The sequence below is a fragment of the Izhakiella capsodis genome (genome assembly GCF_900115045.1).
Taxonomy (GTDB): Bacteria; Pseudomonadota; Gammaproteobacteria; order Enterobacterales; family Enterobacteriaceae; genus Izhakiella; species Izhakiella capsodis.
The window spans coordinates 529,617-543,097 of record NZ_FOVC01000002.1 but is presented as its reverse complement, the minus strand read 5'-3'; the positions used below and the strand labels follow the sequence as shown (position 1 = coordinate 543,097).

10 protein-coding genes are annotated in these 13,481 nt (G+C 49.7%); 6 read left to right on the top strand and 4 right to left on the bottom strand.

Annotated features, from left to right (window positions below; genetic code table 11):
* The first annotated feature begins 419 nt into the window (after positions 1-419).
* Both tal and tkt read left to right on the top strand, forming a co-directional pair.
* Complete coding sequence (gene tal, locus BM191_RS05870; protein WP_092876074.1) at positions 420-1,370, top strand: transaldolase; 951 nt, start codon at positions 420-422, stop codon at positions 1,368-1,370.
* A gap of 84 nt (positions 1,371-1,454) precedes the next feature.
* Positions 1,455-3,455, top strand: coding sequence for a transketolase (gene tkt / locus BM191_RS05865; protein WP_092876072.1), 2,001 nt, complete (start codon positions 1,455-1,457; stop codon positions 3,453-3,455).
* Between the two features lie 714 nt (positions 3,456-4,169).
* Here the strand turns inward: tkt and BM191_RS05855 are convergent.
* The 3 genes from BM191_RS05855 to ansP form a co-directional block, all read right to left on the bottom strand.
* The gene (locus BM191_RS05855; protein WP_092876068.1) at positions 4,170-4,463 is read right to left on the bottom strand and encodes a hypothetical protein; all 294 of its coding nucleotides are present in this window, start codon (positions 4,461-4,463) and stop codon (positions 4,170-4,172) included.
* 553 nt (positions 4,464-5,016) lie between these two features.
* Positions 5,017-5,595 carry a GDP-mannose pyrophosphatase NudK gene (gene nudK / locus BM191_RS05850; protein ID WP_092876066.1) on the bottom strand — a complete coding sequence of 193 codons (579 nt, stop codon included), beginning with the start codon at positions 5,593-5,595 and terminating at the stop codon, positions 5,017-5,019.
* Between the two features lie 129 nt (positions 5,596-5,724).
* The gene (gene ansP, locus BM191_RS05845; protein WP_092876064.1) at positions 5,725-7,197 is read right to left on the bottom strand and encodes an L-asparagine permease; all 1,473 of its coding nucleotides are present in this window, start codon (positions 7,195-7,197) and stop codon (positions 5,725-5,727) included.
* 662 nt (positions 7,198-7,859) lie between these two features.
* Here ansP and acrD point away from each other — a divergent pair.
* Positions 7,860-11,042 carry a multidrug efflux RND transporter permease AcrD gene (gene acrD, locus BM191_RS05840; RefSeq protein ID WP_092876062.1) on the top strand — a complete coding sequence of 1,061 codons (3,183 nt, stop codon included), beginning with the start codon at positions 7,860-7,862 and terminating at the stop codon, positions 11,040-11,042.
* A gap of 137 nt (positions 11,043-11,179) precedes the next feature.
* Here acrD and ypfM read toward each other — a convergent pair whose 3' ends face one another.
* Positions 11,180-11,236, bottom strand: coding sequence for a protein YpfM (gene ypfM / locus BM191_RS16500; protein ID WP_143088792.1), 57 nt, complete (start codon positions 11,234-11,236; stop codon positions 11,180-11,182).
* Positions 11,237-11,540: 304 nt separating this feature from the next.
* On the opposite strand from ypfM, the gene BM191_RS05835 reads away from it, so the two are divergent.
* The 3 genes from BM191_RS05835 to BM191_RS05825 are packed head-to-tail and all read left to right on the top strand — an operon-like array spanning position 11,541 to position 13,241.
* Entirely contained in the window at positions 11,541-11,900 is a 360-nt protein-coding gene (locus BM191_RS05835) for an ArsC family reductase (protein ID WP_092876060.1), read from the top strand.
* A gap of 2 nt (positions 11,901-11,902) precedes the next feature.
* A complete protein-coding gene (gene dapE, locus BM191_RS05830) occupies positions 11,903-13,030 on the top strand; it encodes a succinyl-diaminopimelate desuccinylase (RefSeq protein WP_092876058.1) in 1,128 nt (375 codons plus the stop codon).
* A 22-nt stretch (positions 13,031-13,052) separates the two neighbouring features.
* The gene (locus tag BM191_RS05825; protein WP_092876056.1) at positions 13,053-13,241 is read left to right on the top strand and encodes a YpfN family protein; all 189 of its coding nucleotides are present in this window, start codon (positions 13,053-13,055) and stop codon (positions 13,239-13,241) included.
* Positions 13,242-13,481: the final 240 nt, after the last annotated feature.

The following is a 13,481-nucleotide window of genomic DNA, read 5'->3' as shown; positions in this document are numbered from 1 at the left end:
GAAATAAAAATAAAACCATCAGCGCATAAACCAGCTACCAGCACAATCGGGCTGCCCTGATACGGATACACGCAGCTCAAGAGGTCGGGAACCTGAATAAAATAAGCACTGAATGTCACGGTTCGAAACCTCATGATAATGCCCTTTCTGCTAAGCTTAATAAGTTAACAATCAGCTCCCCGACGTTAAATGTTGTACGTATTTGCGTTGTATGACCTTGACGCTGCAGGAAGACCAGATGCTGTTTCTTTCGTAAAATATTGTTCTCCAGAGTGGATTAGCTACGCTTGCTGAATCGGCTAAGTCCATTGCAACAATCTGAAAAAGCACATTTTCATCGCCATGAGCCTGCTGCAATGTGTTCATATGCGTAAGTTATTTTGCAATTGTATGAAAATTGCGTATCAAGGAGTTAAGAGATGAACCAGCTTGAAGCATTAAAACAGTATACAACCGTCGTCGCGGACAGCGGTGACATTGAATCTATCCGTGATTATCATCCTGAAGACGCCACGACCAACCCTTCGCTGATCCTCAAAGCCGCCGGACTTGAATCATATAAGCACCTGATTACTGATGCGATCGACTTCGCGAAAAAGCAAGGCGGTAATAAAGAAACGCAAATTATTAATGCCAGCGATAAAGTCGCTATAAATCTTGGCATGGAGATTTTAAAAAGCGTTCCGGGCCGCGTTTCAACCGAAGTCGATGCTCGCCTCTCTTTTGATCGTGGAATGTGCGTCACCAAAGCGGAAAAACTGATCCGTATGTACGAAGATCACGGTATTGACCGCTCAAGAGTACTTATCAAGCTGGCCTCAACATGGGAAGGTATCCGCGCCGCAGCCGAGCTGGAAAAAAACGGCATTCAATGTAATCTGACGCTCCTTTTTTCTTTTGCCCAGGCACGCGCTTGCGCCGAAGCCGGAGTCTTTCTGATTTCACCTTTCGTTGGACGTATCTACGACTGGTACAACAGCCGTAAGCCGCTCGCCCCTTATCGGGTTGATGAAGATCCAGGGGTACAGTCAGTACGTAATATCTACAATTATTATAAACAACATCGCTACAACACCATCATTATGGGTGCCAGTTTTCGTAAAACAGAGCAAATTATCGCGCTGGCAGGCTGCGATCGTTTAACCATCTCCCCGAACCTGCTGCAAGAGCTTCAGGCCAGTGAAGCACCCGTTAAGCGTAGACTGGAACCGTCAACCGAGGCCCTTAACCCGCCCTCGCCGCTTTCAGAATCAGAATTCCGCTGGGCGCATAATCAGGATCCGATGGCAGTCGAAAAACTGGCTGAAGGTATTCGTCAATTCGCCGTCGATCAGCAGAAGCTGGAAGACGTACTGTCAGCAAAACTGTAAAAACTTCCGGAGTGGCGCAAACCGCCCTTCACCTATTTGAGGGGGTGCTAATCCCCCGGGTTCTTTAAGCCAACGGAGAAGAAAATGTCCTCACGTAGAGAACTGGCTAACGCAATTCGCGCACTGAGTATGGATGCTGTGCAGCAAGCAAACTCCGGCCATCCAGGCGCGCCTATGGGTATGGCCGATATTGCTGAAGTATTATGGCGCGATTTTCTCAAGCACAATCCACAAAATCCAGCGTGGAGCGATCGCGATCGATTCGTTCTTTCTAACGGTCACGCCTCAATGCTGTTATACAGCCTGCTGCATCTGACTGGCTACGATCTGCCGATAGAAGAGCTTAAAAATTTCCGTCAATTGCATTCAAAAACGCCAGGTCATCCGGAAATTGGCTATACGCCGGGCGTTGAAACCACCACCGGGCCACTGGGACAAGGGCTGGCTAACGCGGTGGGCATGGCTATCGCCGAGCGCACACTAGGCGCGCAGTTCAACCGCCCTGGACACGATATTGTCGATCATCACACTTGGGTATTTATGGGGGACGGCTGTCTGATGGAAGGCATCTCTCATGAAGTTTGCTCTCTGGCTGGTACTCTCGGCCTCGGCAAGCTGATCGGTTTCTACGATCACAACGGTATTTCGATTGACGGTGAAGTTAAAGGCTGGTTTACCGATGATACGGCAAAACGCTTTGAGGCCTACAACTGGCACGTTATTCACGATATCGACGGGCACGACTCTGAGGCAGTTGCTGAGGCCATCAAAACAGCACAAAGCGTCACTGACAAGCCTTCGCTGATCATCTGCCGCACCATTATTGGCTTCGGTTCGCCGAACAAAGCTGGCAAAGAAGAGGCGCACGGCGCGGCGTTAGGCGCAGAAGAGGTGGCGCTGACGCGTAAGAAGCTAGGCTGGAATTATCCGCCATTTGACATTCCAAAAGAGATTTACGCCGACTGGGACGCCAAAAAAGCCGGTGCTACACGCGAGAAAAATTGGCAGGATAAATTCGCCGCCTATAAAGCGGCCTACCCTGAATTAGCCGCGGAGTATAGCCGCCGGATACAGGGCAAGTTGCCAAACCACTGGGAAACACAGGCGCAGAAATTTATCCAGCAGTTACAGGCAAATCCACAGAAAATCGCCAGCCGAAAGGCTTCACAGAATGCCCTGGAAACCTACGGTAAGCTATTGCCGGAATTTCTTGGCGGCTCGGCAGACCTGGCCCCAAGCAACCTGACCATGTGGTCCGGCTCTAAACCGCTAAACGAGGATATCGCTGGTAACTATATTCACTATGGCGTACGTGAATTTGGCATGACCGCTATCGCTAATGGTATTGCCAGCCACGGCGGCTTTGTACCCTATACCGCGACTTTCCTGATGTTCGTTGAATATGCACGCAATGCGGTGCGCATGGCGGCACTGATGAAAGCCCGACAGATCCTGGTTTACACCCACGACTCTATCGGTCTGGGGGAAGATGGTCCGACGCATCAGCCAGTTGAGCAGCTGGCCAGCCTGCGGGTCACGCCAAATATGAGCGTCTGGCGTCCCTGTGACCAGGTTGAGACAGCCGTTGCATGGAAGCATGCCATTGAAAGGCATCATGGTCCGACGGCGCTGATTTTGTCACGGCAGAATCTGGCCCAGCCGGAGCGCGATCAAAAGCAGCTGGAAAATATTTCACGCGGAGCCTACGTACTGAAAGAGTGTGCAGGCACGCCGGACATAATCCTGATAGCAACTGGCTCTGAGGTTGAAATTACGCTACAAGCTCAGCAGAAATTGAGCGCTGACGGACACAACGTAAGGGTGGTCTCCATGCCTTCAAGCGACCTGTTCGATAAGCAAGATGTGGCTTACCGGGAGTCGGTACTGCCTTCGACTGTCATTGCACGAGTGGCGGTTGAAGCGGGTATTGCCGATTACTGGTATAAATACGTTGGTCTGAACGGTAAGATCGTTGGCATGACCACATTCGGCGAATCTGCACCAGCCGACAAACTGTTTACCGCCTTCGGCTTTACCGTGGAGAGTATTGTCAATCACGCTAAAGCGCTGCTTAAGCCAGTTTAATTCAGCGCTGACATAGAAAAACCCGACACGTGTGTCGGGTTTTTCTATTTACCTGACGCGCTGAAAATCAGCAGCAGGTTGCTATCCTCTGTCATCATTACCGGGATTTATATTCGCTCGAACGAATACTGACCCAGCGCATCAGCCAGCCGACGCTGCCAGGCCAGTCCTCACAGATTTCCTCCCGTGCCTATTCCGCCAGTTCAAATTACTGACCAATGAGCTGCCAGCGCGTGGCGACGCCACAGACTTCCAAACTTCGATCTTTACGGTAAGTCAGCAAGACGCCCCCGATCGCCTCATACTCCGCGTTGACCAAGTCAAAATTTATTACCTCCTGGCCCAGAGCGCTTAAAGGCAACGTAGTCGAGAGTCTTTTGCTTGATAAGGCTGTTGACGCACCATCTCAAACGGTAGAGAGAGGACGTTAAGACTCCCGTTTCGCAGCTTATCCGCAGTAGCGGTTTTTTTTTCAGTCGACGGTGACACCCTCACCTGACGCCGCTGAGGGTCGAGTAAGCATTGGCCCAGGTTAACTCGCCAGGTGCCATAATCGATTAATTCACTAGCCTCATTACGCGTCAGTGCCTTTAGGAAGATGGGTCTGTATAAACACGCGCGGTACTTTGCGTTCACGCGAGACAGCGACAGGTGACCCGTTGCCATCTTTACCCCAGGCGCTCGCGCTGTTTTGCCTGCTGGGTACTCTATCCATCAGTTACAGCGTGAATTCATGCCATGAAGCGAACTGGTTGCCCGCGGGTTGTACAACTGGATAGTGTCGCCTTCCATTGCCTGCGCGAAAAATTCATCCATCGAAATGTTATGAGCGGTGCTGAGAGGATGAGCGTCAATCTGCAAGCGCTTAAGATCGATGCTGAGACGCTTCTGAACCGGCAGCAGGTTATCTTTTAAAAGACCTCCGGGTAACTTTCCACTGTAACCATTTCCATGATCAATTCGGAACAACGCGCGCGCCTGAATTCCCGCATGACGGCTGATAGTCATGACCTGACCAACATCGTCCGGAGTATTTATTGCCAGGCAATAATTAAGGCTATTTGCCAGTCAGAAATGACTGTCTGCAAAGGATCCGCGGGCAGACGAACGGCATAAAGAAGAGACAACCTCAGTAGCACACTCATCCAAAGTGGCATTAATAGAAGAGATTCTCAACAATTGAAAAGGCCGTAACGGTTTAATCGCTGGCAGCCACCGAGCGGTGCATGAGAACTCTCTTCGTGCCCTTTGTGATGCCATCGCGAAAAAAAGAAAAACAGGCTAACGACAACCTGAAAAATAAAACAGTTAAGATTAGGCATCTATCGTCTTAATTTTAAAAAAACTTGTCGGATACTTTCCAATCTGTTAACGCCGTCAACCCTCCGGATAGAACTGAAAAAACGAATACGTGACATAATTTAACCAGGGCATCTTAAATATCATCCGGGTCGATTGAGATTTTCAATTCGTCGTCAAATTGCTTCTTGTTGATATAAGCAGAACACCATCGGACAGAGTTAAACACTGCCGACTTTATCTGCCCTTTAGCACCAGAAAATTATCGGTGCAGCCATCCCCTAAGCTGCGCCTGCTGAAGCAGTATTAGCGTTTTTCCATCGCAAATACGACCATCAGCTACCCATGCCATCGCCTCTGGATAACTCATCTCCAGCACCTCAATTTGCTCGTCCTCAACGCCGCCGCCGCCCCCTTCTCTCAATGCATCACTGTATTCCGCTGCAAAAAAATGTACGATTTCAGTAACGCCTCCGGGCGACATATAAAGCTGAAACAGCTTTTCTACGTGACCCACGGCATAACCGGTCTCCTCCATGGCCTCTTTACGTATGCACTCCTCCGGCGAGTCGTCATCAAGCAGGCCAGCGCAGGTTTCAATAAGCATACCGTCAGGATTTTTATTTACCCAGGTGGCAATGCGAAACTGACGCGTAAGTACCACGCTATTTTTATTGCGGTTATAGAGCAAGATGGTGGCACCATCACCGCGATCGTAGACCTCACGTTTATGGCAGACTTTGCAGCCAGTAGGGCCTGACAGTTCATAGGTATAATTGCGCAAAACAAACCAGTTTTCTGACAACACTTTATTTTTTATCAAATTAATTTGGAGGGACATAATGACACCCTGTCTTTGATGAAGTAATAAATGGTAGTGCGCGAGGCGATCGAAAACTATCTTAATAATGCGATACAGAAGATGGATATGAAAGCAGCCGGCGCCATCAAACGCGCCGGCGAAGGAAAGTTAGCCTGGCAGGTTATTCAGATGCTCTTCATCATGCTGTTGCTGAGAAATCTCATGCGCACGTTTACGTACGCCAAACCAGCCAAGTATCAGAAGTAACGCCAGAACCGGAATACTGGCGATAGTCCAGGTTCCGTTCGGGTAGTCGAAGGCCATCAGTACCAGAACGCAGGCAAGAAATAGTAGCGTTAACCAGGAGGTATAGGGTGCGCCTGGCATTTTGAAACTCACTTCCTCGGCTTTACCTTCACGAATAGCCTTGCGCAGTTTGAGCTGACACAGAACGATGAAGGCCCAGGAGGATATAATCCCCAGCGAGGCAATGTTTAACACAATTTCGAATACCCGGGATGGCACGATGTAGTTAAGATAAACGCCCGCCACATAGACCAACACCGTGACCAGAATGCCCATATAAGGCACCTGACGCTTGCTCATTTTAGACAGAATTTTCGGCGCCGAGCCGCCCATCGACATTGAGCGCAGGATACGCGCAGTGGCATAAAGGCCAGAATTGAGGCTGGAAAGCGCTGCACTCAGCACGACGATATTCATGATGCTGCCGATATAAGGCACGCCAAGTTTGGAGAAGAAGGTAACGAATGGGCTCTCTCCTGCCTGATAGGCGTTCCAGGGCAACAGCAAAACCAGCAGCAAAATCGACCCTACATAGAACAGGCCAATACGCCAGATTACGCTGTTAACCGCTTTTGGCACCACGTTCTTAGGATCTTTGCATTCCCCAGCAGCAACCCCCACCATTTCAATAGCGGCGAAGGCGAACACGACGCCCTGTATCAATACCAGCGCTGGCAATATGCCATGTGGGAACACCCCGCCGTTATCTGAAATCAAATGAAAGCCGGTGGTATTTCCATCAATCGGCTTACCGCTACCAAGAAACACGATGCCGACCAGTAAAAAGATGGCTATTGCGGCGACTTTAATTAGCGCAAACCAGAACTCCATTTCGGCAAACCATTTCACGCCAACCATGTTCATAGAAGCGACAATGGCCAGTGCCCCCAATGCCAGCGCCCACTGAGGAATATCGCCAAACGCATGCCAGTAATGCATGTAGAGCGCCACGGCGGTAATATCGACAATCCCGGTCATCGCCCAGTTAACAAAATACATCCAGCCTGCGACATAAGAGCCTTTCTCTCCCATAAACTCGCGCGCATAAGAGACAAAGCTGCCGCTGGTAGGCCGATGCAGTACCAACTCTCCCAGTGCCCGTAAAATGAAAAAACAGAAGATCCCACAGACCAGGTAGACAATTGCCAGCGCTGGCCCGGCGGCCTGAAGACGCGCTCCGGCACCGAGAAAGAGGCCGGTACCAATAGCGCCGCCAATGGCGATCATCTGAACCTGACGATTTCCCATAGCTTTGTGATAACCCGAATCATGGGAGTTTAACCAACGTCTTCTGGCAGCATGCTTATCGGCTGCATCTTTTTTATCAGCTTTCATTTTTATTCCTGATAACCTGTCCAAACCTGCCAGCGTCCTACAATCCTGATGGACCTACTGACTCTCATAGTCCGATTTCCTGTCGAAGCCTGATAATTCCTCCTTCTTATCAATGATCGGACAAGCCTATGATCATCCTGATTTTTTTAATATTGGATGACAAATTCAATGGCGAAGCATCCTAACCGTTCCAGCGCGTCGACGCAAAATTTCTCAGTGGATATAACACAAAAGATTATAATTTTGTCTATGCCCGCAAAAAAAACCGACCCAAAATCAGGTCGGTTAAAAATTACATTGAGGCTACAAGGAGAGGGGGTAATTACCGACTCAGTATCCCCCGTTCATAGCAAATCATTGTCTGGGTAAAGTAAAAACACTTAAGGGTTGTGAAAAAAAATAACGGATATGTAAAAGAGAATTCAGCTATACGCACTACGGCAGCGCTATCTAAAACGCCAACTGGCACTGCTACGAATTACCACGATAACTTACACTTTCTTTCTAATTTTCCTCATGCTTTTTTAAGCATCGCCGGGTAAAGTGCTCACCGGCTTAATATCCAGAACAAACACAAACATTCCACTATTTCCACGCGGTTATCTAACGGTTAGCACTGCGTGTTTTGTAAGTCGCGACTACACATCGGGAGCTGATATTTCATGGCGAATTTTTTCATCAATCGCCCTATTTTTGCCTGGGTGCTGGCTATTTTACTGTGCCTGACCGGAACTCTTGCGATTTTCAATCTTTCTGTTGAACAATATCCGAACCTGGCCCCGCCTAACGTGATGATTTCGGCAACCTATCCTGGAGCATCCGCCGAAACTGTCGATAATACAGTGACTCAGAACATCGAACAAAGCATGACAGGTATCGATAATCTGGTCTATATGTCTTCACAGAGTAGTAATAATGGCCAGGCGAGTATTGAGCTAACCTTTAGCCCCGGCACCGATCCTGATGAAGCAATGCAACAGGTCCAATCGCAGCTAAATTCAGTGCTAAAACGTCTACCCCAGGCAGTGCAAACCCAGGGTGTGACGGTCAGAAAGGTGGGTAGCAGTAACTTTCTGACTGTCGCCTTCGTTTCCACCGACGGTAGCATGACAAGTCAGGATATTGCTGACTATATTGCCAGCCACGTGCAGGACCCGCTGAGTCGTATCAATGGCGTTGGCGAAGTGGACCCTTATGGTTCACAATATGCAATGCGAATCTGGCTCGATCCTAATAAACTTTATGCCTACTCTCTGACGACTGAGGACGTCATCAACGCCATTAAGGCGCAAAATACTCAGGTTGCCGTTGGCCAACTCGGCGGAATGCCACAGACCTCGCACCAGGCGCTGAACGCGACGGTGAATGCGCAATCGCTGCTGCAGACACCTCAGCAGTTTCGCCAGATAACATTGAGAGTAAATCAGGATGGATCGGCTGTCACTCTGGGCGATGTCGCTAAAGTTGAGCTTGGCGCAGAAAGCTATAACTACATCAGCCGCTATAATGGTCATGCTGCAACCGGCATGGGTATCAAGCTTGCGGCTGGCGCGAATGAGGTGCAAACCGACGAAAGGGTGCGCCATGAGATTACCGCCCTTTCTCAGTATTTTCCTCACGGTCTTCAGGCCCACATCGCCTATGAAGAAACCCCCTTTGTGAAGGCATCGATTAAAGACGTTGTTCAAACCTTGCTTGAAGCAGTTTTACTGGTATTCGGGGTTATGTACCTGTTTATGCAGAATTTTCGCGCCACCCTCATTCCGACTATTGCGGTACCAGTGGTGTTATTAGGGACATGCAGCATTCTCTATCTTTGTGGCTTCAGCCTGAATACTCTGACCATGTTTGCTATGGTACTGGCGATAGGTCTGTTAGTGGACGATGCCATCGTCGTTGTAGAGAACGTCGAACGCATTATGCGCAGTGAGGGTTTGTCACCGCTCGAAGCGACCCGTAAATCGATGGGACAAATTCAGGGTGCGCTAGTTGGCATCTCACTGGTCTTGTCGGCGGTCTTTGTTCCGATGGCTTTTTTTGGCGGTACGGTGGGCGAGATCTATCGGCAGTTCTCGGTGACCATCGTTTCCGCGATGGGGCTTTCGGTGTTAGTAGCGATGATTCTTACTCCAGCGCTGTGCGCTACTTTGCTTAAACCGATAACACCCGAACATGCCCAAAGTGGTAAAGGATTTTTTGTCTGGTTTAACCATCGTTTCAACCATAATTCCGATCGTTACCAGCATTGCGTGAGCAAAATTTTAGGCAAAACCGGCCGCTGGTTGCTGTTGTATGGTGCACTGATAGGCATCGTAGCACTGCTATTTTTACATCTGCCAACAAGCTTTTTACCCGCTGAAGATCGCGGTATTTTTATGACTATGGTTCAGCTGCCCCCCGGTTCCACCATGAATGAAACCAAAAAGGTGGTAGAAAAAGTCGAGAATTATTACCTGCATCAGGATAAAAAAGACGTGCTGTCGGTTTTTTCCGTGGTAGGCGCCGGTCCTGGTGGCAATGGACAAAATGTCGCTTTTATGTTCGTCCGGCTGAAAGACTGGAGTCAGCGCACCGCTTCCGCTGACTCCTCATTCGCTATCATCAATCGCGCTACCCAGCATTTTAGTACGCTGAAACAGGCAACCGTTATTGCTTTCAGCCCGGCGGCTATCAGCGGGCTCGGCAGTTCCTCAGGTTTTGATATGGAGCTGGAAGATCACGCGGGTGCTGGTCATCAGGCGCTCATGAAAGCTGGCGATGAGCTACTGGCGTTAGCTCGCGCAAACCCAAACCTGAGCAGTGTGCGTCACAACGGCATGGAGGACAGCCCACAGCTGCAAATTAATATCGATCAGCGTAAAGCCGAAGCTATGGGGCTATCGATGGATGATATTAACGATACGCTAACCACTGCATGGGGATCGAGCTACGTCGATGATTTTCTCGATCGCGGTCGTACTAAAAAAGTTTACGTTCAGGCCGCGGCTAAATATCGTATGCTGCCAAACGATATCTATAAGTGGTATGTGCGCAACAGTAGCGATCAAATGGTACCCTTTGGCGCTTTTGCAACTTCACACTGGACAAGTGGCTCACCTCTTCTGGAGCGCTATAACGGCTACCCCTCGCTGGAAATTATTGGCGAACCGTCGTCAGGTACCAGTTCCGGCACTGCCATGGCAACACTGGAGAAACTGGTGGCTAAACTGCCTGCAGGCTTTGGCATGGAATGGACCGGCTCTTCCTACCAGGAGCGCCTGAATGGTAAGCAGGCACCGGCACTCTACGCTATTTCACTGCTGGTGATTTTTCTCAGCCTGGCAGCGTTGTATGAAAGCTGGTCGATCCCTTTTTCTGTCATGCTGGCGGTGCCACTCGGCGTACTTGGCGCCCTGCTCGCAACCTGGATGCGCGGCCTTGATAATGACGTATATTTTCAGGTGGGTCTGCTTACGGTAGTCGGTCTGACAGCCAAAAACGCTATTCTCATTGTTGAATTTGCCAACAGTATGAACCGGCAGGGAATGGATCTACTAGAAGCTGCGTTACAGGCTGCACGATTACGATTGAGGCCAATTGTGATGACCTCATTAGCCTTTGGCCTCGGCGTACTGCCCATGACAGTTGCCAGCGGCGCTGGCTGTAATAGCCAGCATGCCGTCGGTACAGGTGTACTGGGCGGTATGATAACGGCTACTTTGCTGGCTATATTTTTCGTGCCGCTATTCTTTGTTCAGGTCAGAAGACGTTTTCCCCTTAAGCCTTCGCCAGCGGCCACTGCTTTTCCCCCCAAACATTTACCGGATACTCCGGAACCATTGGCGGAAAAATCTGATGGTAGTTAATCCTTCAGGGTATCCGAGCTGTGGCTAAGAGCCAGGAAGTCGTTCAGGATTGGCAACAACATGGCAGCCTCGCGGCTGCCATTTTACTTGCGTTCTTTCGATATTCTCTCAGTCAATTTTCGGCCTGGGCAGCGCTTCTAACGCAGCATGGCCTCGATGAAATCTTTCCAGTAACCCAGTTCAACCTCAATCATAATGCACCTCGTTATGAGTATGGATGCATTCTAAAACGTCTTCTTTACAAAAAAATACGGGTTTTACCGTTATTCAATCGAGGTTAACTGATAAGCCCGGTTGGGTATTTTAAACACGATGGTTGCCTGGATCGCCAGCTCCAGGCGCTTTACTGAATCTGTCATAGCATTCATGTTGATTGCCCCCGCTTGTTGCCGCAATATTTTACCTACTGTCTTGAGAAAGCATCCGCTGTAAACTAGCGACTTGATGCAGGTCATTCTCAGAGTTATGGCCCCGAGTTTAATAACGGAATAAACAAAAATGCTTAGAATTTATGGCATCAAAAATTGTGATACAGTAAAAAAAGCCCGTCGCTTTCTTGAGCAACAGCAGGTTGAAACGCAGTTTCATGATTACCGTGTTGACGGTCTGGATCACGCACTGTTGCAGCGTTTTATCAATCAGCTCGGCTATCCGGCGTTGCTGAATACGCGCGGCACAACCTGGCGTAAGCTTGATGAAGCCACGCGCAACAGTGTTCAGGATGAACAGAGCGCCGCAGATTTGATGATGGCGCATCCGGCATTAATTAAACGCCCGCTGTTAATGGCTGACAACGGTGCTATGCTGCTGGGTTTTGATGTGCAAAGCTATATGATTTTCATTCAGGAGAACCACTGAATATGTTTTGTCCGGTTATTGAGCTGGCACAGCAACTGATCCGACGCCCTTCCCTGAGCCCTGTCGATGCCGGATGCCAGGCTATCATGATTTCCCGTTTGAAAGCGCTGGGCTTTACCGTTGAATCCATGCCTTTTGGCGATACGCACAATTTCTGGGCATGGCGAGGCCAGGGAGAAACGCTGGCGTTTGCTGGCCATACTGACGTGGTGCCAACCGGTGATGAGGCCCGCTGGATCACGCCACCCTTTGAACCCTCTATCCGTGATGGCATGCTATTCGGCCGGGGTGCGGCGGATATGAAAGGCTCACTCGCAGCGATGGTCGTTGCTGCAGAGCGCTTTGTCGCTGCACACCCCTACCACCGTGGCCGGCTGGCTTTTTTAATCACCTCGGATGAAGAAGCCAGTGCAGCAGACGGCACGGTGAAAGTGGTCGAGGCACTGATGGCACGCAACGAGCGGCTGGATTACTGCCTGGTTGGCGAACCATCCAGCAACGAGATCGTCGGCGATGTGGTAAAAAATGGCCGCCGCGGTTCAATAACCGCCGAAGTGACTATTCACGGTGTTCAGGGCCACGTCGCCTATCCCCACCTCGCTGACAATCCAGTCCATCGAGCCACCCCTTTTTTGCTGGAGCTGGTGAACACCGAATGGGATAACGGCAACGCGTTTTTCCCGCCGACCAGCATGCAGATTGCCAACATTCATGCCGGTACAGGTAGCAACAACGTCATCCCCGGCGATCTTCATCTGCAATTTAATTTTCGTTTTAGCACCGAGCTGACAGATGCGCTGATCCGCTCACAGGTTGAAGTGATGCTGGAAAAACATAAGTTACCCTACAGCATAAGCTGGAACCTTTCTGGTCAGCCTTTTTTGACTGCTCGCGGTAAACTTGTGGATGCGGTGATTAATGCCGTTACGCACTATACTGAAAATAAGCCGCAGCTGCTAACGAATGGCGGTACATCGGACGGCCGCTTTATTGCTCGCATGGGTACGCAGGTGGTCGAGCTGGGACCAGTAAACGCTACCATCCATAAAATCAATGAATGTGTTAAAGCGGCTGATCTGCAATTGCTTAGCCGCATGTATCAACGCATTATGGAGCAGCTCATCGCCTGACATTTTCACCCGAGGAGAGAGTATGGAATGGGTTAAAGATTACTGGTGGATAATTATTATTGTATTGATGGTCGGCGTATTGATTAATGTCTATAAAGATTTAAAGCGTATTGACCCGAAGAAATACCTGGCAAATCGACCTGAACTGCCGCCCCACCGGGATAATAATGCAAAATGGGATGACGATGACGACTGGCCGAAAAAACCCTGAAATACTCAGAGAAAATTTCTCACCTCCTCATGACCCCGACACCGCCACGTCAAAATAGCCGCGTGGGATGGACTGAAGGCTTCAGTCCATCAATACCCACCATCAGAGTCTGTTGAAAGAACAGGCTAAACTGTCTCTCACACCACTGACATTCGCACTCAGATTTTACCTTAATCGTGAAACCGACATACACGCACCAATCGCCCGGCGAGGCTTTGCACGGCGAGCATCCAGTGACCA